This window comes from Paenibacillus sp. FSL H7-0703 (assembly GCF_038003485.1).
In the GTDB taxonomy this organism is placed as follows: Bacteria; Bacillota; Bacilli; order Paenibacillales; family Paenibacillaceae; genus Paenibacillus; species Paenibacillus polymyxa_B.
In genome coordinates, this window is record NZ_JBBOPF010000001.1 from 2,776,498 (window position 1) to 2,798,567 (window position 22,070).

General features: G+C 47.1%; 19 protein-coding genes, 1 pseudogene and 1 riboswitch. Of the genes and pseudogenes, 11 read left to right on the top strand and 9 right to left on the bottom strand.

The genetic code is table 11. From position 1 onward, the window contains the following. The first annotated feature begins 120 nt into the window (after positions 1–120). The 3 genes from MHB46_RS12140 (at position 121) to MHB46_RS12150 (ending at position 4,100) form a co-directional block, all read left to right on the top strand. Positions 121–1,839, top strand: a complete 1,719-nt coding sequence (locus MHB46_RS12140; RefSeq protein WP_341162457.1) for a copper resistance CopC/CopD family protein — start codon at positions 121–123, stop codon at positions 1,837–1,839. 31 nt (positions 1,840–1,870) lie between these two features. After that, the gene (locus MHB46_RS12145; RefSeq protein ID WP_341162458.1) at positions 1,871–2,614 is read left to right on the top strand and encodes a YcnI family copper-binding membrane protein; all 744 of its coding nucleotides are present in this window, start codon (positions 1,871–1,873) and stop codon (positions 2,612–2,614) included. A 238-nt stretch (positions 2,615–2,852) separates the two neighbouring features. Continuing rightward, complete coding sequence (locus tag MHB46_RS12150; RefSeq protein WP_341162459.1) at positions 2,853–4,100, top strand: stalk domain-containing protein; 1,248 nt, start codon at positions 2,853–2,855, stop codon at positions 4,098–4,100. 81 nt (positions 4,101–4,181) lie between these two features. Here the strand turns inward: MHB46_RS12150 and MHB46_RS12155 are convergent, their stop codons facing one another. Beyond that, positions 4,182–4,565 (bottom strand): winged helix-turn-helix transcriptional regulator, encoded by a 384-nt coding sequence (locus tag MHB46_RS12155; RefSeq protein WP_023986690.1) that lies wholly within the window; start codon positions 4,563–4,565, stop codon positions 4,182–4,184. A gap of 189 nt (positions 4,566–4,754) precedes the next feature. On the opposite strand from MHB46_RS12155, the gene MHB46_RS12160 reads away from it, so the two are divergent. Beyond that, positions 4,755–5,429: an NAD(P)H-dependent oxidoreductase gene (locus MHB46_RS12160; protein ID WP_341162460.1), complete on the top strand. Its 675-nt coding sequence runs from the start codon at positions 4,755–4,757 to the stop codon at positions 5,427–5,429. Positions 5,430–5,526: 97 nt separating this feature from the next. Here the strand turns inward: MHB46_RS12160 and MHB46_RS12165 are convergent, their stop codons facing one another. Together MHB46_RS12165 and MHB46_RS12170 are read right to left on the bottom strand one after the other, a co-directional pair. Then, complete coding sequence (locus MHB46_RS12165) at positions 5,527–5,907, bottom strand: TIGR02328 family protein (RefSeq protein ID WP_341162461.1); 381 nt, start codon at positions 5,905–5,907, stop codon at positions 5,527–5,529. A 33-nt stretch (positions 5,908–5,940) separates the two neighbouring features. Then, positions 5,941–7,197, bottom strand: a complete 1,257-nt coding sequence (locus MHB46_RS12170; RefSeq protein WP_341162462.1) for a DUF445 domain-containing protein — start codon at positions 7,195–7,197, stop codon at positions 5,941–5,943. A gap of 593 nt (positions 7,198–7,790) precedes the next feature. Between MHB46_RS12170 and MHB46_RS12175 the strand changes: the two genes are divergently transcribed. The 3 genes from MHB46_RS12175 (at position 7,791) to MHB46_RS12185 (ending at position 13,376) form a co-directional block, all read left to right on the top strand. After that, entirely contained in the window at positions 7,791–8,672 is an 882-nt protein-coding gene (locus MHB46_RS12175) for an AraC family transcriptional regulator (protein ID WP_341162463.1), read from the top strand. 50 nt (positions 8,673–8,722) lie between these two features. Beyond that, positions 8,723–8,803: riboswitch (cyclic di-GMP riboswitch) on the top strand. A 224-nt stretch (positions 8,804–9,027) separates the two neighbouring features. Beyond that, positions 9,028–12,594 (top strand): collagen binding domain-containing protein, encoded by a 3,567-nt coding sequence (locus MHB46_RS12180; protein ID WP_341162464.1) that lies wholly within the window; start codon positions 9,028–9,030, stop codon positions 12,592–12,594. Positions 12,595–12,710: 116 nt separating this feature from the next. Further along, positions 12,711–13,376 carry a class D sortase gene (locus tag MHB46_RS12185; RefSeq protein ID WP_341162465.1) on the top strand — a complete coding sequence of 222 codons (666 nt, stop codon included), beginning with the start codon at positions 12,711–12,713 and terminating at the stop codon, positions 13,374–13,376. Between the two features lie 90 nt (positions 13,377–13,466). Here MHB46_RS12185 and MHB46_RS12190 read toward each other — a convergent pair whose 3' ends face one another. Further along, positions 13,467–13,934: a cupin domain-containing protein gene (locus tag MHB46_RS12190; RefSeq protein WP_013308442.1), complete on the bottom strand. Its 468-nt coding sequence runs from the start codon at positions 13,932–13,934 to the stop codon at positions 13,467–13,469. Between the two features lie 327 nt (positions 13,935–14,261). Here MHB46_RS12190 and MHB46_RS12195 point away from each other — a divergent pair, with 327 nt between their 5' ends. From MHB46_RS12195 to MHB46_RS12210, 4 genes are all read left to right on the top strand, one after another. Beyond that, on the top strand, positions 14,262–14,999 hold the full coding sequence (locus MHB46_RS12195; protein ID WP_061831951.1) for an amino acid ABC transporter ATP-binding protein: 738 nt from the start codon (positions 14,262–14,264) through the stop codon (positions 14,997–14,999). 42 nt (positions 15,000–15,041) lie between these two features. Beyond that, positions 15,042–15,872: a transporter substrate-binding domain-containing protein gene (locus tag MHB46_RS12200; protein WP_165178776.1), complete on the top strand. Its 831-nt coding sequence runs from the start codon at positions 15,042–15,044 to the stop codon at positions 15,870–15,872. 71 nt (positions 15,873–15,943) lie between these two features. Beyond that, on the top strand, positions 15,944–16,603 hold the full coding sequence (locus MHB46_RS12205; RefSeq protein WP_165178775.1) for an amino acid ABC transporter permease: 660 nt from the start codon (positions 15,944–15,946) through the stop codon (positions 16,601–16,603). A 14-nt stretch (positions 16,604–16,617) separates the two neighbouring features. Continuing rightward, entirely contained in the window at positions 16,618–17,268 is a 651-nt protein-coding gene (locus tag MHB46_RS12210; RefSeq protein WP_039270255.1) for an amino acid ABC transporter permease, read from the top strand. Positions 17,269–17,295: 27 nt separating this feature from the next. Here MHB46_RS12210 and MHB46_RS12215 read toward each other — a convergent pair whose 3' ends face one another. From MHB46_RS12215 to opp4B, 5 genes and pseudogenes are all read right to left on the bottom strand, one after another. Beyond that, the gene (locus MHB46_RS12215; protein ID WP_341163736.1) at positions 17,296–18,051 is read right to left on the bottom strand and encodes a LysR substrate-binding domain-containing protein; all 756 of its coding nucleotides are present in this window, start codon (positions 18,049–18,051) and stop codon (positions 17,296–17,298) included. A 6-nt stretch (positions 18,052–18,057) separates the two neighbouring features. Next, positions 18,058–18,234 (bottom strand): annotated as a pseudogene (locus MHB46_RS12220) (LysR family transcriptional regulator); the annotation flags it as partial. Positions 18,235–18,297: 63 nt separating this feature from the next. Beyond that, a complete protein-coding gene (opp4A, locus tag MHB46_RS12225; protein WP_341162466.1) occupies positions 18,298–20,118 on the bottom strand; it encodes an oligopeptide ABC transporter substrate-binding protein in 1,821 nt (606 codons plus the stop codon). A gap of 42 nt (positions 20,119–20,160) precedes the next feature. After that, a complete protein-coding gene (locus MHB46_RS12230) occupies positions 20,161–21,069 on the bottom strand; it encodes an ABC transporter permease (RefSeq protein WP_341162467.1) in 909 nt (302 codons plus the stop codon). 28 nt (positions 21,070–21,097) lie between these two features. After that, positions 21,098–22,066 carry an oligopeptide ABC transporter permease gene (gene opp4B / locus MHB46_RS12235; protein ID WP_104497429.1) on the bottom strand — a complete coding sequence of 323 codons (969 nt, stop codon included), beginning with the start codon at positions 22,064–22,066 and terminating at the stop codon, positions 21,098–21,100. Positions 22,067–22,070: the final 4 nt, after the last annotated feature.

The following is a 22,070-nucleotide window of genomic DNA, read 5'->3' on the forward strand; positions in this document are numbered from 1 at the left end:
CGCTCCATCTATTCACGCTATATGCACTATGATTAAGATAGGAATGGGTTTGTCCGTATAAAATGTTACAAATGGGGATATCCTCGCTTCAAGTAATCGAGAGAAGGTGACTTCACAGGCATGTTGTACCTGTCCAGACCAGCCCGTGTGGCTTGTCTTTTATTGCTGTGTCTCCCCCTTCTAATCCTGTTTCCTCACTCTTCGTGGGCTCATGCATTTGTCATTGAATCCAGTCCGACCGAAAATCAGGTTTTGGACAAGTCGCCTTCTCAGGTGACCATCACCTTCAATGAAGATTTGCAATCTGCTTTCATGTCGATCAAAGTGACCGACGAAACAGGCAAGCGGGTCGACACAGGAAAAGCACAGCTCAACCCGAATCATAAAGCCACCATGGAAATCCAATTGATTCCAGGGATGAAAAATGGAATTTACTCCGTCAATTGGAGAGCTTTATCCGCAGACGGACATCCGGTTAATGGAGTCATTCCATTTCAAGTAGGTAGCGGTTTCAATGCGCCTACTCATCAAGCTATGGCATCTGAAAGCTCAGGGACATCACGAATCGACTTAATTGCTGTCCGTTGGTTTCTTTACATAGGACTATCGCTGCTTTTTGGAGCGATTTGTTTCCGGCTGTTCATCTTACCGAGCATAAGCCAAGACAAGAATCGAAGTGAACAGCATCAGCAAAATCAGCGGCCCTTTGACACATTGCCCCGCTGGACTAAGCTGCTATGGAGCGGCTACGGCATAACGTCTGCCGCCATTCTGATCAGCCTGCCACTTCAGGCTTCATGGGATGCCGGGGTTTCTATCAGAGAGGGCTTCTCACTCCCGATTCTGGGAGAAGCTCTCCAGTTTACTGGAGCCGGGCAAATTTGGTTTATCCAGATGATTCTCGTGCTGCTCCTAAGCGTAACGCTAATTTACGCGCTGGATTACAGCATTTCGGATCGCCAGCGCCGTCTTTGGGGCTACAGCTCAGCCCTCCTAACGCTATGCCTCATGCTTTCCAAAGCCTTTGTCGGTCATCCGGCAGCGGCTACCCATCCAGCTCCGGCCATTGCGGCGGACTTTGTCCATCTCGCGGCAGCAGCTTTTTGGATCGGCTCACTTGCCGTCATGGTCGTGTGCCTGCCTGTTGCCGGAGCGGAGTTGCCCGTATCCGAGCGAGCAACTCTGCGGCAAGCCGCCCTGCGCCGCTTTGCCGGCTGGGGCATTGCTATGGTGGCAGCGCTACTTGCCACCGGTATATATGGAGCCGTGCTGTACATTCCGGCTCCCTCCATGCTGCTGAACACGTCCTATGGACTCGTTCTGCTCGGCAAGGCAGCGCTGCTGCTAGTCATGCTGGCCTTTGCGGCCAGCCAGTTCCGCAGCGCAAGGCAAGCGGCGCCCAGCAAGCAAGCCGCCCGGGGATTGCGTGCCGAGGTGTCCGTCGGCCTGCTCGTGATGCTGTTGACTGCGGTGCTCACTCACCTGTCACCCGGCCAGGCACCTGCTGTACCGTTTGAGGAGACTCGCACTACGGGCGGATACAACGTTACGCTGGCAGTCAGCCCCAATGCTGTGGGCAGCAATGAATTCAAGGTATCCGTTCAGGATAGCAAAGGTGCTGCCGTTTCGGGAATCCAGCAGGTCACATTAACGCTCACTCCAGCAGACCCTGACCAAGATCAACAGGAGTTTGTTCTACCCGTGAAGCAGCAACAACCATCCCGCAGTCAGGAATTGATGACCTCCGAAGGAACATGGGCGGTAAAAGTACATGCTCTGACGGCATCACTCGATGCGGTTGATGCTGAATTCACCCTGCATGTAGGCGGTAAAAAATAATTATTTTATGTTTAAAAGGAGCGAATTGAATATGAATACAACGATTCAAACAGCAAAATCCAGATTTTCCAGGTTTGCGGCCTCTGTGAGTATAATTGCAGCTGGTGCCTTACTTTTTGCAGGTATGGCCAGTGCACACGTGACAGTCAAGCCTTCTGTTTCACAACCTAATGCGTGGGAAACGTACACATTGAAAGTACCCGTGGAAAAAAACATTCCAACCACCAAAGTCGCCTTGAAAATTCCGAAAGAGGTCGTTTTCAAACAATACGAGCCTGTACCGGATTGGAAAGTAGCCACCGAAAAAGACAGCACTGGCAAAGTAACCACCGTGACCTGGACGACTGAAAAAGACGGCATTCAAGCGGGTCAGTATCAGCGTTTCAGCTTTGTAGCGCAAAATGCAGACCAAAATACCACAGCACCCTGGGACGCCTTCCAATATTACAGTGACGGAAGTATCGTGGAATGGACAGGTGACGAAGGAAGTAAAAATCCACATTCCATTACTGAAATCACGGCGGATGCCACGTCCGCAACTCCTGCCGCAGACAGCGGACACGATTCGGCGGGCACGGCAGCAGGCCATACGAGCACAGATGCGGCTAAAGATAGCAGCAGCCCCGCACCTGCTTCGAACAATGCTGTAGAAGCTACACCTGCCGCTTCTGCTTCAGCCAGCTCTGCTGCACAAACGACAGCACTGGTCCTATCGATCATTGCAGTCGTTCTTGGTGCCGCAGCTATCGGCATTGCACTCAAGCGCCGCAAGTAATCTGGGTTACGTATAAGGTTAAGATCGTTTTAAAAAGAAAAAGCTGACACCTAGTTAAAGGGGTCAGCTTTTTTTAGTATGAAAGAAAACGATTAATATTCAGCTTAAATACATACTTAGATTCATCTCATCCTATTATTTCACATTCACCTTTCTATCATTTTTTTGGTAAAATGATAGAACCCTCACGATTCTAACATGATAGCATTGCAATCTATTGAGCATAGGAGATCATAGGATGAAAATCGTAAATAAGGCTCTGTTATCTAGTGCTATTTTTCTGAGTACCGCAGCGGGCTTCTACAGCCCTTTGGCACAAGCAGAGACCGGTAAGGTCAGCATTATGCTGGACGGATATCCGTTACCATTCCCCGTACAACCTGCCATGATGAACGGCACGACCATGGTTCCCTTTCGCGCTATTTCTGAGGCTCTCGGCATTACAGTGAAATGGGATCAAGCTAGCCAAAGCATCATCGCTACCAAAGCGCAAGGCTCTGCTACGAAGCAGGTGGTTCTAAAGATGGGTAGCCGCAATGCCACAGTGGACGGACAAACGGTTCAACTAACAGCCGCTCCGCAAACCGTGCGCGGCAGCACCATGATTCCGCTGGGCTTTTTCGGGCAGCAGTTTGGAGCCACGGTGAACTGGAATCAGGGAACACGGACGGTCTCCATTACATCGCCACGTGAAGCGATGTATACAGTAGGCTTTTATGCGCTGTCTTCCTTTGACCAAAAATCCAAAATACCGGATTTTAACGCAGTTGCCTTCGGCTGGAGTCGAATTGATACGAACGGACAATTTACGACAAACGGCAAGGAATACAAATGGCCTCAAGCCGCTGGAACCGTAACACCGGAGTCCATTGTGCAGGAGGCAGACAGCCAGGGGACTTCCCCTTACCTGATGGTCTATTCTGGAGATGGCAATCACGAGCTGACCAAGATTTTGGAAAATGCGCAGCTTCAAGAACAGACCATTTCCCAAATCGTCAGCACCGCCACCGACAAACAATTTAAAGGCATTACGCTAGACCTGGAAGGATTGGGCTGGAGCGGCGATAAAGCTAAAGCGCGTTCAGACTACAACGCCTTTATTAAAAAGCTATCGGCCAAAGCGCATCAGGCTGGACTCAAGCTCACCGTCGTTCTGCATCCGCTGAACAGCTCTTACTCTGGCTATGACTACAAAACGCTGGGCAATCTGGCGGACGATCTGATCATCATGGCCTATGATTACGGACAAAAGGCTACGCCTGAGCCTTTGGATAAAGTGGATGAAGCCATACAACTGGCCTTGAAGGAAACCTCGCGGGACAAGCTCATTTTGGGGATTTCGATGGGTAGCGAAAAAGACAGCACCGTTAACGCCAAGATCGGTTTAGCCAAACGTTATGACCTCAAAGGAATCGCTATCTGGCGCTTGGGTATCATTGGAGAAACAGCCTGGGCACAGATGAACGAAGCCATCGAGTTTAAATAAGTGTACCTGACCTTATTCCGCCCGCTAATGATTTCTTAGGCGTCTTCTATGAAATCATTTGGCGGGCTTTCTTCATCCCCTTTAACAAAAGTGCTTGCCTGATTTGGAAGTTGTCGTCACAGGCTCGCAACCCTGTTCTCCATAGAAGATCCCCCAGTCTCTCATAAAATCCAGCAACGGCCTTAACGTATCTCCTAACGGGGTAAGCGAGTATTCCACACGCGGTGGGTTCTCATTATAAATTTCACGGTGCACAATGCCATCTCTCTCCAATTCGCGCAACTGCAAGGTTAGCATCCGCTGTGTAATATTAGGCAAGGTCCGTCGAATTTCGTTATAGCGCCGCGGTCCTGTAGTCAAATGATACAAGATGACTCCCTTCCATTTGCCACCTATAACCCCGACGGTTTTCGCTACCGGACATCCAAAATTAACGCTAACTGCATGTTCCATCTCCTGTGCCATGTATACCCCTTCTTTCTGTAGAATGTGTAAACCAATAGCCCCAGACGTATGACAAGGAACAAATATGTGCGTACTTGTTCCCTGCAAAAACTTTCTATATGATAACTATATATTCGATATCAGCTCTCATTATAGTAGCAGAAAACCCATAGAGTACCAACTAAACCCATACCCAAAGGAGTACATTTTATGTCTAATACATCAGCTAAAAAGCAGGAAATTCTGGACGCCTTTCTGTTCAGGCACGCCACGAAAGAATTCGATCCCAATCGCATCATACCGGAAGAGGATTTTCAGTTCATTCTCGAAACCGGACGACTTTCTCCAAGCTCCGTCGGTTTTGAACCATGGCAGTTTGTAGTTGTACAAAATCAGGCATTGAGAGAAAAGCTGGCTGCAGTTTCCAGCGGCGGTCAAAAGCAGATTCCTGCGGCTAGCCACGTCGTCCTGATTTTGGCGCGCAAGGATGTTCGTTATGATTCTCCTTACGTGGAGTATATGTATAAAGAGGTTAAAGGTATGTCTGAGGAGGACTTTGCCTCACTGCCAGGCCGCTATAAGATTTTCCAGGGTGAAAGTCAACGTCTGCTGGAAAACGAACGTACGTTATTTGACTGGGCTTCCAAGCAAACCTACATTGCCTTAGGCAATATGATGACAGCAGCGGCTCAGATCGGTATTGATTCCTGTCCAATTGAGGGCTTTAACTACGATCAGGTGCATGCCATTTTGGAGGAAGAAGGACTTCTGAAGAACGGGCTGCTCGATATTTCAGTCATTGCTGCCTTTGGTTATCGCGCTCATGAACCCAAGCGGGAAAAATCCAGACAACCACTGGAAAAGGTCACCCGCTGGATTCTGTAATCTAATATCTCGAGTCTCTCCCCCAAACACTGAAGCATCAAAAAAGACGGGCTGCGGCACTTCATCTGAATGATGAACATACCGCAGCCCGTCTTTTTTAGGTCACATCAATCTCTATTAAAATACCCTTGGAAGCCAGGTTGTCCAGGCACTCCTTCATATACTCATCGTCATGCTCCACATATGCACCCGCACCTGCCAGTTCCTCACCCAGCTCCGCCTCCCAAGGCTCACACTGCTTACCGCGATACAACGGCTGTTCCCACAGGGGATCAACATTGTACCCTCTGCTTTTCATTTCGTCCATAATGAGCCTATGATAGCGCACCAGCAGCATGGGGTGATAATCGAACACATAATTCACGGTGGCGTGTGGCTTGCCCCACCCGTTCCCGCGCAGGGCACAGCACTCACGATGTTGCCCCAGCAGTTGCGGACGGGGTAACTTGTCGATTAAATGTTCATGCCAAAGCCTCATGCTTCCACAACCCTATCTGTAGCTTTTTCTGGTCTATTGGATTAGCATACGGATACCTGTCAGCACAATGCCGATCAGGAAGCCTGTAACTGCGCCGTTAATACGTATCCACTGCAAATCCTGTCCCAGTTTGTCCTCCATCAGTGCAATCAGGGATTTGTTATCCATTTTGTCTACATTTTCGCGTACCAAGTTACCAATTCGACTATGGTTGGCTTCCACCAGTCCAGTAATACCTTCCACAATTCGCACATTGATCTTGTCCAGCAGCTCGGTATTCCCTCTTAAATCAGTCAGCATCCGATTCAATAGCGGTAAAATATAGGTCTGCACATAGCTTCCGTCTTCCATGTAGTCCAATAAGCGTATACGCAGTTCTTCCATTTTGCCCAGCACTGACGCATCGCCTTCCCAGGCTTCAACAAGGCTATCCTTCCAGCCGTTCAACCCTTCCTGAACCGTATCTTTCGTCGCCAATCGGGTCACCTGTGTCCTCAGACCATCCAGCACAGCCTGACGGCGCGGGTGCTCTTCCCTTTGCAATTCTGCTACCTGATCCAGCAGGAAATGACGAATCATTTCACCCATACGCTCTTCGTTCAGATAGCCGAGGAATGCGTTCAAAGCAAACTGCATCAGCCCGCTCACCTGCAAACCGCTAACAGCCTGCATCCCTAAGGTGCCCAGCGTATAACCCGTTTCGGGTCGCAAAAGCCAGGACTCGGCTTGCTCCAGCGTGTAATCCAGTGCGCGGCGATCGTAGCCCTTCTCGCTGGTCTGACGAGCAAGCGCCTCCAGCAGCGGTCCGGCGTCAAAGTCAGCCACCTGCCGCTTGAGCTCTGCCACGATGACCGGAGCCAATTCCGCGAGCGGGAGCGACTGGACGAGCCGCTTGGCAAGAACATCTATGGATGCCGCCGCCTCCGGCGTGCGCAATCCTTTTTCCACACCGCCCAGCACCAAATCGGCCAAACGGATATCTGCAATTTTAGACGCAATGCTGTCTTTGTTTAGCAGGTTATTTTCCACCGTACTTACCAATGCATTTGTGAGCTTGTCCCTATTTTTAGGAAGCAGCGCGGTATGTGGTATCGGAATGCCTAGCGGATGACGGAACAAAGCAGTGACAGCGAACCAGTCTGCCAGTCCCCCTACAAGTCCTGCCTCAAAAGCTCCGGCTAACAAACGAGCCCAACCATATTGCTGGAAGGGCAATGTGGCTGCAAAGCCTGCCCCTAGAATAACAAGCGACCAAGCCGCTGCGGTTTTCGTGTTTTTTGGTTTTCCCATCCTGTAATCCTCCAAACTGACTGTCGAGTAAGTAAAGCACTATACCTGTATTACCCATCATATCATTGCCCGTGTCATTTCCAAAGTTGAAAGCACTTTTGATGAAACGCGCAAGGGCACTTTTTGCGTAATTTTTTATGCATATATCTCTCTTTTTTACATTCATGTTTGTGAACAAAATCACAGCACTGGGCCCAAACTCTTATTTTCAATAATAAGCCTTACGAACCATTTTATCAGAACCAAGTCCCAATTTTTTTAAACCGAAAGGAGAAGTGAACAAGAAAGTTGAATGGGCATAAGATACCTTTTTTCAGTACCCTTTTGGTATTGGACCTCAGAAAGGATTTGAATCCATGATAACCCCAGATTCTTTCAACAGCATTCGACTTTTTCATATGGATTACCAGGTTAAATATCCATAAAAAGTGTTACTCCCATAAAATTCAAACACATATTTTGCTATATAGACATATTTGATGTGATAAAATAAACTTTTATAAATAGGGAATCATGTTTAATCAGCCATTATATATTGGTAATTCAAACCAAGATATGCTAGATAAAATTGCTTTTTTGTAAAGGAATTGAATATGACAACAGACCAAAAAAACAACGTGGGCCTCTGGAATGGCGATCCGGTCGTAATTGTACGCACTCCCTCCGCTTTTGCCAAGCAATCCCTTTTATATATCCAGGAATTAGGCTACTTCCAAAAAACTTCTGCTTTTACGATGGAAAGGAAAGAACTTTCCTCTTTTTTGCTTGTCTTTACGTTGTCTGGTAAGGGAGAATTACTGTACCGGGGCAAGAAATATATCTTAAAACCTCAAGATTTGTTCTTTATTAATTGCGAGGAATATGTTCAATACAGCACCTCCGGTCATGAATCCTGGGAGTTTATCAGCCTGTACCTGTATGGCAATCTGATTGAAAATTTTTACGAACAATTTGCCAAGCATAATAAACCGGTCATTTCCATGCATAATCCGCATATTATATTGGATAAGCTCCATGCTCTGATTTGTGGGCAGTCTGACAGAAGTCTTTCCGCTGAGCTACTAACGTCCAGGCTCATTGGTGAAATACTAACGTGCATTTTGCAACATCCCTATGATCATCCGTGTGTGAATGCTGAAACCCTGAGCGAAGTACGTCGGGTACAGCAATATTTGGATCAGTCCTACTGTGAGCGAATAACACTGGACTCGCTGGCAGATATGTTTGAATTAAACAAGTTTAATCTGGCTAAAAATTTCAAAAAGCAGATCGGTTTCTCTCCGATTGATTATCTCATTAATGTCCGTATCACAGCCGCTCAAAGCTGGCTTAAAACCAGTGACATGTCCATTGTGGATATCGCAAGGTACGTAGGGATTCCCAATACGAGCCATTTTATTAACCTATTCAAGGAGCATGTAGGAGAAACACCTCATTCCTTCCGCAAAAAATGGGGGAACCGTTCCAAGTTGTAAATGAGAGGTTACATGAAATCAGTTTGATAGATGATAGACGCACAAGCTATTCAAGTTAATGGCAAAACTGTCGAAAGGCAGTGACGCAAAACTATAGGGCCTTCCTTTCCAGATGGCAGCCAGCTACCAGATGAACGAGCTTTTTATTATGTCTTTTTTACATAGATCCATCACAAATTGCTTTACCTCTCTCGAAGAAAGCCCTGATCGCTATGATCAGGGCTTTTTTTCTATTGGGATAGTCATGTCAGCCTAGCATGCTGAATATACTAATTTCGAACTAGGAGGAGGGAAGGAAAAAACATAACCGCCGAAGCATTGCCATATTACGATGAATAGGAGAATCACTTGGAGCATGAGAACAAAAATAAATGTAATGATCATTGCCTTATTGCTCATTGTCCAAAGCTTTTTCAGCGCAACGCTGGCTTACGCAGATGCTCCAGTCCCAGAACTGCCGCAGAGTGCTGTATCCGATCCTAACCATACCGTTACGGATGCTGTATATGTTGTCCCAAACCTTGAACCTCCTAGGGAGATTCCTTCAAACACGGTTCCCTTCGTTCAAGGAGCAACCAGTTCAAAGTCTCAACATGATGCAGCTCCGCAGAGCATATTAACGAAGTTGAGCCTGACCGACGAAGCAGGGCGTGTCATTGATGCGGTATATAGTCCAGACAGCCAATTCGACATCGGATCAGCCATCCAACTAGGCTATGCATGGGAGCTTCCTGACAATACCTATAAGTCAGGGGACAGCTTCACCTTTCATTTACCAGAACAGTTTGTCATCTACACTGATATCTCATCTCCGTTAGTCACTACCGACGGAACCGTGGGATACTTCACAGTAGATCGTCAGGGCAAGGTGATCATGACCTTTAACCAATATGTAGAGAATCATTCCAATGTCAGCGGCAAACTGCAAATCAAAACCGAGTTTACGAAAGAAACGGTGAAAGGCAGTACAGAGATCATCATTGCGATTCCGATCAAAGGCGGGGTACAAACGGTCATCGTGAATGTAAAACCCCAGTCAGGGCCAACCCTAAGCAAACAAGGGAAAATAGCTGGCACCAATCAGATCGACTGGATCATTGATGTGAACAAACAGCTAAACACCGTAAAGCATGCCCTCATCACCGATCCAATTCCTTCAGGGCTGGAACTCAGAAGAGACTCTATTCGGCTCTATCATCTACAAGTCAATATCGACGGCTCGACCGTTGTTCGAGACCTAGTGAATGCAAGTGAATATGCCATTGAAGCAGATCAAGCCGGGACAGGGTTTGTGATTCGTTTTCAAGACGATAGCATTAACACGGCCTATCAGATTCAATATTCCACGCGTATTATTGGCGATGAAACTCGTTTCTCCAACACAGCAACGCTTTCAGGAGATACGATAGAGAACGTTGTTGCTACCGCTACTGTTCAGGTGGAACGTGGTGAATTTTTGTCCAAAAAGGTTGAAAAATATGATCATGCCACACAAACACTCTCGTGGGCCATAAGATATAACTTCAGCGAGACAAAAATTCCCGAAGCCAAAGCTCTTTTAATTGATCATTTCAATAAAACTCAAGAATTGCTGCCCGGTTCTTTGAAAGTATTTAAGAGAAACACACTGGAGGAACTCCCATCGTGGGCGTATACTGTCATCCCAGTTGATTATCCGGACCGCAACGGCTTCAAACTTCAATTCAACTTCGACGTAGATTCAGCCTATACCATCCGATACCAGACTCAAGCCAGAGGCCGTGTCTATGAAAATGAAAAAGTTACAAACATCATAACCTCAGATGGAACCCAGAAGATCGTATCGACGGAAATCATAAGCGGAGTTATGACTAAAATGTATGACACACCCAATTACAACACCAAAATCATACCTTGGGTGATTACCATCAATACAGACTTGTACATCATGAAAAATATTGTCATTCAGGATGTGTTTCCAAACGGGGGCTTGGCCTTGTTACCGGACACCCTGAAAATTCAAAGTGTTGACGGAACAACGGAGCTACGTGCACCCACGGATTATGAGCTGATTCCGCTATCACAGGACTATAAACAAGGATTTACGCTCATTTTTCATAAAGCCATTCAGAAGGCTTATACAATCAAGTATTCAACTACCTATAATAATGATTGGAAAACAGATACAACGAAGCCCGAGTTTCGTAATAAATCCCATATAGAATACCAGTTTGAAGACGGAGAAAGATCATCGCAAGAAGTGGAGTGCCCGATCTGGCCGGACTTTATGACACAACGAAACGGTGCCAAGCAAGGAAGCTATAATGCGACCTCCAAGCTCATTACCTGGGACATTAAAGCTAACTACAATCGCAAGATCCTGAATCACGCGGAAGTGAGAGACCCCTTGTTGCAAGGTCAGAAGTTACTGCCCGCCTCCGTAAAAGTATACGATATGACCTTGCTGGGATGGTGGGATGGCGTACAAAAAGGGGCTGAAATCCCAGCAGATCAATACACCATTATTCCTCCCTCCGAGCAAAATGGTAATGAATTGCGTATCCAGTTCAAAAATAAGATACAGACTCCCTACTGGATTACCTTTCAAACTTCATTGGAAGGAGAACTGATTGAAAAGGAAATCCATAATCAAGCCCTTCTACTAGATGGACAAAAAACTGTCTCCGAATGGACAGCGCAAGTCACGGTACCTCATGGCGGAGAATATGTATCTAAAGTCGGTACACAAAATGGAAATAAGATTGACTGGAGCATCCGCATCAATGAAGGACAGTCCCATGTATCCAACGCTAAAATTATAGATCAGCCTAGCAGCAATCAAATCTTAATTGAGGATTCCTTTCATTTGTACTCTACAATCATCGCTGCCAACGGAAATACCACCAAGGGCACCGAGTTGATTAGAAATCAAGATTACAAGCTGTATATCAAGACAGATGCTCAAGGCCAGCAAACTTTTGAACTTACTTTTGCTAAGGATATTTCCACTGCTTTTATACTTGAATACCAATCGTTCATTCATGCTGAAGACAAAGCCAAGGTGAGTAATAAGGTTGCCTTTGAGGGGGATCGCTTGACGACAGAACTGCGGGAAACCAGCCAGGAAATCATCGTACGAACGTCTTCCGGCTCCGGTTCTGGCGGGGGTGTGACCGAAAGTCTTGAGCTGACCAAGGTAGATCAGGATATGCCTGACAAGGTACTGCCTGGCGCACAGTTTGCGCTCTATGATAAAGGTCAAAAAAGAGCCCCTCTCATTCAGACCACCAATCAGGAAGGCAAAATCATCTTTTCTTCCTTGCTTCATGACGACTACATCTTGGAAGAATTGGCAGCACCGGAGGGCTATAAAATTACCGAGGGCAAGCTCGAGATCAAAATAGACGCAACACTGCGACAAAGCTCTGGCGTAAAGAGGGTTGTGATCACCAATCGTAAAGAAAAGAAAAACGACCCTGAACCACCTGTAGACCCGGGAACTCCAACAGACCCCACGAATCCCTCAGGACCAGGAACGCCTACTCATCCAAACCCCTCCCCCCCGTCTGGAGGCTCAGGTAAAAAACATGACAAAGATCCGGAAATACCCAATATTCCGTCTATAATCGTCCCTCCGTCATTGCCAAAGTCTCCGGAGGACATAGTCTCTCCGCAGGAGGAACCTGCGCCTATACCGCTGAAGCCGGAACTGCCAGCCGTCATGCCTCATCAAGATCCTCCTCCGGTGGATTCGAAAGACGATCCCGAACCTAAGATCCGTCTCAAGGTTCCGGGGAAAGAACCTGAAGAGCCGGAGGATACACCTGCGGTACATCAATTACCCCAAACAGGTGAAAGCAGCCCCGTTCCGTTCTATTTGACAGGCATAGCGATGGTTATATGGGGCGTATTTATGAAATTTAGACGGACAAACAAAAAATAAAACCGATCACCTGCCCTGATCTCCCGGCTCATTCCATTCCCGATTGGAATGAGCCGGGAATGGGGCATTTTTTTAAAAAGTATGTATAATCCGTACTTTGCTTAGGGGAGGCGAGATTGCTGCGTCTGCGTAAACTTTCCTACGTATTTATTGTGTTAGGCTTACTTTTTATTTTGTTTCCTAAAGCGACGGAATGGAATGAGGATCAGGAACAAAGCAAGCTATTAAAAGCAGCCGAGCTACCATCAGGAAAAAGCGATGCGCTTAGAACCGCCAGTCTTACAGACAGCTATGCTCGCTTGTCCACTCGTCTTACGAAAGTTCCGGTTAGTGAAGCACGACAAAATACTTCCCCACCTCCTGCTCCCATGGCAAGCGCTAATGAACAAACTCCCATAGCCACTATTAGTATAAGTCGTATTGCTTTAAAGCTCCCTGTATTGGAAGGCGCAACGAGGATAAATATGAGACACGCGGCTGTACATATGCCGGAAACGGGGACGCTAGGACAAGTGGGGAATGCCGCCATTGCTGCTCATCGAGCCCGTACCTCTGGACGTTTATTTAATCGTCTAAATGAATTGAAGATTGGGGATAAGATTGTTGTCAACACTCGGGGTAACCAATATGTATATAGCGTTTATAGCCTGAAGGTGGTTGATCCTACGGACGTGTCTGTTCTAAAAAGCTTCAAAAAACAAAAGCTGCTCACGCTGATTACATGTGACCCTCTCGTCAACCCCACCCATCGTCTCATTGTTCAGGCCAAACTAAGCACCTAAAGCCATTTTAAAGTACCTATTTCTATGAGTAAAAATAAATCAGGCGGGCCATTCCTGTTCATTACAGAAATACACCCGCCAATGCTCACATCATGATTCAGTTGGATTCTTGGCAATCAGCTTGAAATCATCAAAGTGGAATCCTGGTGCAACCACACAGGTTACCAGCACGGGCTCATCCCCAAGCGGACGTGCCGTTTGCCATACTGCTCCTGGGACGAGTGCTTGTGGATGCTGTCCTGCCTCCACATCCGCACCGACGATAATCACAGTTTCTTCACCAGGCTCTTCTCCGCTTCCACCCAATTTCAACTCTACAGGGCTTCCGCTATGATATAACCACAGCTCATCAGAATGGACCACATGCCACTCGGAGAACTCGCCCGGATGTAGCAAGAAATACGTAGACGAAGCTGCAAAGCGCGGACCGGAATACACATCCGGCAGTACAGGCTTCGGAATTTGGAAATGGGCCTTCCACATCTCTTTGTACCAGCCGCCTTCTGGATGGGGCTCCATGCCCAATGCCGTTACTAGCGGTGAAATAGCTTTCGTCATTGTCTAACCTTCCTTTACCCTAAATTCCTTCTTCCCTACTGTAAAACATAGCGTTGCTTTTGTCACGTTTCTCCCTTGGCATGTCGAACGCTATTATTCCATGTAAAATTAAATAACATTAAATTGTGAATATTCATTTAATTTTATCATATAAATAGCAGTTAACAAGCAAAAGGACATACCAAAATATAATACACGTAAAGTTTTATGACATAAAATCTTGTTTTTTATTGTAAGCTTATAGTATCATGAGAGAAATTTTGAAATTCTAATAGAGCTTGATCATGTCAATCCGTCTACTAAGCTATGTATCCAAGCCTAAAAGGGGTGAGCTCTCTGATCCAGTTTCGCAATGTCAACAAGCATTACGGTCACTTCCATGTACTCAAAGACATCAATCTTCAAATTAAGGAGGGCGAGGTCGTCGTAATCATCGGTCCCTCCGGCTCGGGTAAAAGCACCCTGCTTCGCTGCATCAATCGTCTGGAAACGATATCGGATGGGGAGCTGATCGTTAACGAGGTCCCTGTACATGACAAAAAGATTGATATTAATGCCTTCCGCCGCAACATCGGGATGGTGTTCCAACATTTCAATCTGTATCCACACAAAAAGGTGATTGAAAACATTGTACTGGCACCTATGAAGGTACTGGGCATCTCGAAAGAAGAAGCTACTCAAACAGCCATCACCTATCTAAAGCGCGTCGGAATCGAAGAAAAGGCACAAAGCTACCCCGCCCAATTGTCCGGTGGACAGCAGCAGCGGGTCGCGATCGCCCGTGGGCTCGCGATGAATCCAAAAATTATGTTGTTCGACGAGCCTACTTCAGCACTTGATCCCGAAACGATCGGAGAGGTACTGGATGTTATGCGCTCGCTCGCCCATCAGGGCATCACAATGGTCATTGTCACTCATGAAATGGGCTTTGCACGTGAAGTAGCAGACCGCGTGATTTTTATGGACAAAGGACAGATTTTGGAAGACAGCCAACCTGCCGAATTTTTTCAGAATCCGGGTGAAGAACGGGCTCGCCTGTTCCTGAGCCGTCTGATTCATCATTAAACAGACTACCAATGTAGCGTAAATCGAAAGGGGAATGTTCTGATGAGAAAAAGATTTCAATGGAGTACTTTGGTGCTGGTAGCTTTATCTTGTCTGCTCGTCTTGGCAGGCTGTGGAGGCAAAGAAGGAGCGGCAACGTCGGGGAATGAGCCGGCAGCAGCCAACGGGCTGGAAGCGATCAAACAGCGTGGCAAACTGGTCGTTGGTGTGAAATACGATACCAAGCTGTTCGGACTGAAAGACCCGGCTAGCGGAAAAGTAGAAGGCTTTGATATCGACATCGCTAAGGCTGTAGCCAAACATATTTTTGGCGATGAAACCAAACTTGAACTAAAAGAGGTCACGTCCAAAACACGAATCACCTTATTGCAAAATGGGGACATTGACGCCATTATCGCGACGATGACCATTTCGGATGAACGTAAAAAGCAGGTTGATTTCAGCGACGTTTATTTTAACGCCGGGCAATCTCTGCTCGTGAAAAAGGGGAGCCCCATCACCGGGCTGGAGTCTCTGACCCCAAAAACCAAGGTGCTCGCCGTGAAAGGCTCTACCTCCGCCAAAAATATCCGTGAAAAAGCACCTGAAGCAACGATATTGGAATTCGAAAACTATCAGGATGCTTTCAACGCCCTCAAAGCAGGTAAAGGAGAAGCCTTGACTACGGATAACTCTATTCTGCTCGGCATGCAGCAGCAAGACCCGAATTATACTCTTGTAGGCGGGAACTTCACAGAGGAACCTTACGGCATTGCAGTGAAGAAGGGACAACCCGAACTGCTGCAAGCCATTAATGATACGCTCAAGGAACTGAAAAGCAACGGTGAATACGATAAGCTCCACGAGCAATGGCTTGGGGTTAAACCCGAATAGTATTCTTGTGAAGGAGCCGCGATTGCGAGCTCCTTCCTTTCTTAGGTCTGGATAAGGAGGTAAATTCGCAGATGCTTACTTTTGATATCAACGTACTTTTTGATCATAGCGACCGTTTCAGAGAAGGCTTGCTTCATACCGTTCAAGCTAGTGTCATTGCCTTGGTTGGAAGCTTTATTCTGGGGGCTATTATTGCCATCCTCCGAATTGCGCCTTTTAAATGGCTGAACTGGATCGGTACCGTCTATGTAGAGGTCATCCGCAATATCCCATTGCTGATCGTCGTACTGTTTTTTTATCTCGGGCTTCCCACTTTGGGCATCCCTTTGGACGGATTCGTATCTGGAACGCTTGGATTGACCGTATACACAGCCTCCTTTATTGCTGAAGCCATACGTGCCGGCATTCAATCTGTGCCCAAGGGGCAATTTGAAGCGGCAAGGTCCTCCGGGTTGAGTTACAACCAGACGATGATCAGCATTATTTTACCGCAAGCCATCAAAATTGTACTGCCTGCGATCGGCAACCAATTCATTAACCTGGTCAAAAACTCTTCCGTGCTGGCTATTGTGGCCGGACTGGACCTAATGTATTACTCGGACCTCATTAACTCGGATACCTTCCTGCCCATCACAGTCTACGCCATCACGGCGCTGTTGTATCTTATCTTGACGGTTCCGCTTAGCTTTCTTGTACTATATATGGAACGGCGTCTGTCCAAAACATCCTAAGGAGGGAAGCCCGTATGGATTTCGGTGGATTGTTTGTATGGCCTAATGTGCGTTTTATACTGGAGGGCTTCCTGCTCACGCTGGAGGTTGCTATTTATTCTATCGTGTTCAGCTTCGTTCTCGGTATCTTATTCGGCATCCTGCGCTATACTCGCTTACCTGTCATTTCACAGGTTGCAGCCTTTATCATTGATCTCATTCGCAATCTTCCATTATTGCTCATTATTTTCTTCATCGGTATGGTTTTACCATCCATCGGATTGTCGATTTCCCTCAAGTGGGCAGCCATTACAGGCCTGTCGATCTTCGAGGGAGCCATGATCGCCGAGATTGTGCGCAGCGGTCTGAATTCGGTCCATAAAGGACAGGTGGAAGCCGCACGTTCCTCCGGTCTAAGCTACTCTCAAACCTTATGGCATATCATTCTGCCCCAAGCGCTTCGTCGCATGGTGCCCCCGATTGTCAGCCAGTTCATTTCCCTATTCAAGGATACCTCACTGGCTGTCATTATCAGTTTGCCGGAGCTGACGCATAACATTCAGATTGTCGGTGGGCAAAATCAATCCTTTGTCATTCCAGCCCTGCTGTTCGCAGCTTTCCTGTACTTTGCTGTCAATTACAGTATGTCACTGATTGCACGCAGGCTGGAAGTTCGTACACATTAAAGTTCGTGATACTCATCAGCGTTGCCACTAGTTGGAACGCACTGTTAGTACAGCTTGTATCTTTTCAATTAATCGCTTCAATGCTTCTCCCTGATAACGGCCAGACCGATAAATCAACTCTAGCTGACCCTGGAGCACGCCGCACAAAATAGGTACAGTGCAAAATTGTGAGCGATCCAATTCTGCCGCAAGGGACTCCGTCTGTAGGGTTACGGCAAGTCCCTCCTGCACCCAGCGCAGGATTGAAGGTATGGAATTTGTCTCCAAGACGGTTGCAAAGGGATACCCGCGATCCCGGAAGCACTTCTCAATCAGCTTCCTGCCGGGATGACACTCTGGCTGCATCGCCCACGATACATGCCTCAATTCGTCCAGCGTAATGGAAGAACGGTTGGAAAACACATGCTCTACCGGAACAACAAGACAGTAGTTCTCCGTACGAAGAGGAAGCTGGACAAGCCTTTCATCCGTACCCGAATGCAGCGTAATGCCAACATCCATTCGGTTATCCAGCAGCTGTTCTGTTACATCAAATGATGGATGGATGTGCAGGCTGACTCTAGGAAATGACTGATGAAAATGGATAAGCATTTCTTGCAATGGTTCCTCCAGCTCCGATAATGCAATACCAATCCGCAAACTCCCGCGTTGCTCGGTACGCAACTCCTCAATGGAAGCCTTTGCTTGCTGTAAATCCTTGAGCGCATGTGCACTGTGTTGCAGCAACAATTTCCCGGCATCTGTCATTTTAATTTTCTTGCCTGCACGGTCAAAAAGCGTCATGCCCAATTCCTCTTCCAACGCCTTAATTTGCAAGCTAAGCGTGGGTTGGGAGATTCCGATCTTTTCCGAAGCTTTCGTAAAATGTAGTTCCTCGCATACGGCAATGAAGTATTGAAGCTGACGTATTTCCGTCTTCCTTCTCTCCCTTCGAGAATCCCCAGAATGATTGCATGAAAAGGTCAAAAGAAGCGCAAAATCGGATCCATCCGGTTCGCGCTTCTTCTTCAGGTTATTGCGCTTTTTAGATTATTGGGCTACTTCGGCTTTTTCCGCAGTCAACGTAATATTCGCAAACGTGTCTGCATCATACTCCTTGCCACGAGTAATATCGTAATTGGCTACCCGATTATTCACTGCCTCTAACGAGTAACGGAATAACGTAGGTACGATGGGTGCCTCCTCGCTCATATACGCCTGCCACTGATTGTATATATCTTTACGATAATTGTCGTCAAAGGCTTTCACAGACACCCCTTCCTGCAACAGCTTATCATTCTCTTCACTGGTAAAGCGCGAGTAGTTAAAGCTGGCTCCGCGTCCATACAGCCCACTAGGGTTTACATCTGTACCTGTACTCCATGCGCCGCCAAAAATATCAATGCCGGGGTCATCCTTTTGCACACGGTCATAGAAAGAATTGAACTCAAGCAGACGACCGTCCACCAGCTCGACATGAAGTCCGACATCCTTCCAATTTTGCAAATAAAACTTCGCCAGCGATTCGGCTGTCGCATCCCCGCTCATTGCTGCATAATGGAGTACCAGTTCCTTGCCCTTAGGGTCCTCACGGTATCCATCTCCATTGGTATCCACATATCCTGCCTCGTCCAGCAGCTTTTTCGCCTTGTCTGGATCATACGCAATGCCCTTCGCATTCACATCATGATATCCCTTAAAGGCAGGCGGGATCAGGGATGTCGCAGGAGTCCGAAGCCCATGATAGAGCTGCTTGCCGACCTGCTCATTATTCAGCGCATAGCCAAGGGCCTGACGCAATGACTTGTTCGCCAGCTTGGCGTTCGGGTCCATGATATTTAGACTCTTGGCCTGATCGAATTTGCCCATCTTAAAGCCTACATAGCTATAAGATAATTCCTCCTGACCGAGAAACTGTACATTTTTCGGATTGCTGGCCTCATTGTAACGGGTGGTTGGATAGCTGGCCCAGTCGACTTCTCCACTTTTCAGCGCCTCGGTAATGACATTCGGGTTCACCACCTTCAGATGAAGGCCATCTAACTTGGGCGCACCGCGGAAATAATCTTCATTTTTGACGAATTCCACAGATTCACCTGTGACCATAGATTTAATTTTGAATGGCCCATAGCCAATCGGATTTTTACGAACAGGATCAGATCCGGCCATATCTTTCACGGGAATATTCTGAAATACCTTTTTCTCCAGTGGTGTAGACCACAGTCCCGATTTCACCGAAGGATTAGGTTCCTTGAAATGAATGGTAACCTCTTTCTCATTCAGCACCTTGATGCCAGAAATGGTTTTGGCCTTACCCGCGTGATAATCCTCCATGCCCACAATGTTGGTCATAAAGCTATCATAACGCGGACCTTCGTAGTCTTTATGACCAATCACTTCATAGGAAAAAGCATAGTCCTCTGCCGTTACGGGATTACCATCCGTCCAGTTCAGCTTGGGATCAATTTTGACAGTCACAGCCTTATTGTCTGGGGAAAAGGAAATCGTCGCCGCCCCTTTATCGTCAATATTTAGATTGGAGTCAATCGAAAACATAGAAGGGTAGAAAAACTGGAAGACTTCAAAATCAGGATTGCCATCATAAAATACAGGATTCAGAATACCTTCAAAAGGGGTATCAGACACGAGTGCATAATTGATGATGCCACCCTTAATCGGCGCCTTATCGTTCTTGATCGCCTTCGCCAGCGCTGTCGCATTCACCTGCTTGCTGTCGGACCCTGAGCCGCCTGTACCGTCAGACGATTTCCCTCCATTTGAAGCGGAAGGCGAACCGCTGCATGCGGCCAGTGAAAGCACCAAAATTGCAGATAGAACAGGCAGAATCCCTTTTTTCCAGCGTTTAACCATTGTAAATTCCTCCTTGTTATTGTCCTTATCCTTGAACTTCGGTTAACCCAATCGTTGTCTGGCATCCGTGGCGCGTTTGAGCGCCTGACCAATAAAGTTAATCGCCAGCATTAACACCAAAATAAGCAGTGATGCAGGCAACCACATCCACCAGCTATTCTGCAAAACATCCGGGTCATTGGCATAACTCACCAGTGTACCCAAGCTTGGAGTAGATTCCGGTAAGCCAAAGCCGAGATAAGAAAGCCCGGTCTCAATCCCGATATTTCCCGCGAGGCTGAGGGTCAGGTTGACGATCACGACCGAGCTAAGATTGGGCAGCACGCCAAACCAGATGATTTTCCAATTGGGTGTGCCAAGGGTTTTGGAAGCCTGCACATAATCCAGTTCGCGCTCCGACAACACCTTGGCTCGAATCAGACGTGCTTTCCCAATCCATAAAAAGGCAGTCATAATGAAAATAAAGGACCCTATGCCGCTTTTGGGTACAATGCTGACAAATACGATGACCAGCATCAAAAACGGAAGCACCAGAATAAAATCAATGATTCGCATGATGATGTTATCGACCAGTCCCCCATAAAAACCAGCCAGCAAACCTAACGTTAAGCCAATAGCCGCGGATAACAATGTAATCGTAAAGCCGATGGTGAAGGAATTGCGGGCTCCAATGACCAGCTGACCGAAAATATCCCTGCCCGCTCGATCTGTCCCCAGCCAATGCACTGAGCCTGGAGCTTCACGGATCGCGCCCAAATCGACCGTCGTGACTACATCCTGATTTACAAACAGGACAGAGGCATATATAAAGATCAAGAACAGAATTACAAAGCCAATGGAAACCAAGGACATTTTGTCACGCACCAGCTCACGACGTAGTACAGACCAACTGGATGGTGATTTACGAATGATTTCCGGCGTGAAGACCTCCTCCGCCTGTATAGACACCATAATCCCTCCCTTTCTCTAGACTTGTTCGCTATTCAATTCGAATGCGGGGATCGACTTTGCTTAGGATGACATCAGATAAAAGAGTTCCTAATAGCGCCAAGAAGCCAGAGATCATGACCAGCGCGTTCACGACTGAAAAATCCCGTTGAGTGATGGACTGGAGAAATAATTGGCCCAACCCCGGATAACCGAAAATAGATTCAAGAAAAATATTGCCTGCAATTACTCCCGTCAGGTCATAGCCCAAAAAGGCAGCAATCGGCAATAGAGAGTTTTTGAAAATATGGCGGGAATAAATTTTACCTTCGGGTACCCCTTTGGAACGCGCTGTTTTCACAAAATCCTTCAGTCTTGTGTCAATGACCTCATTGCGCAAATACTGAATCGTAGCCGTTGTACTGAGCAATGCGCCTGTAACCGCAGGTAAAATGAGATGATACGACTTGTTCACGTAATATGACCATGTCCCCGGCTCCACGCCTACATCCACACTGCCGCTGGTTGGAAACCAGCCGAGCCTGAATCCGAATACGTACAGCAGCAACAACGCGAGTATAAATAGAGGTGTCGCAAAGCTGAGATAGGTATAGCCCACTACGGTTTTGTCCAGCAGACTATGCTGATAACGACCGCTAAGTACGCCGAGCGGAATGGCGATCAGATACGTTAGAACCAGAATTACTACGCCCAGAAAGAACGTGTTCCCCAGACGGCTGCCAATCAGATCGGTAACGCTAATTTTATGTACATAAGATTTGCCCAGATCCCCGTGAGCAAGCTGGACGAGCCAGTTCCCATACTGCACCCACACCGGGTCATTCAGTCCCAGTCTTTGTCGCTGTTCTTCCAGTGCGGCCGGATTCAGATTGGGTGTCGAGGTAATAAGTCCTGTCAGGGCATCCCCCGGCATAGCCTTAGCTAGGAAAAATATAAGCACGCTCAGTGCAAAAAGTTGAGGGATCATAACCAGCAGCCGACGCAGTGTAAATTTCCACATATTC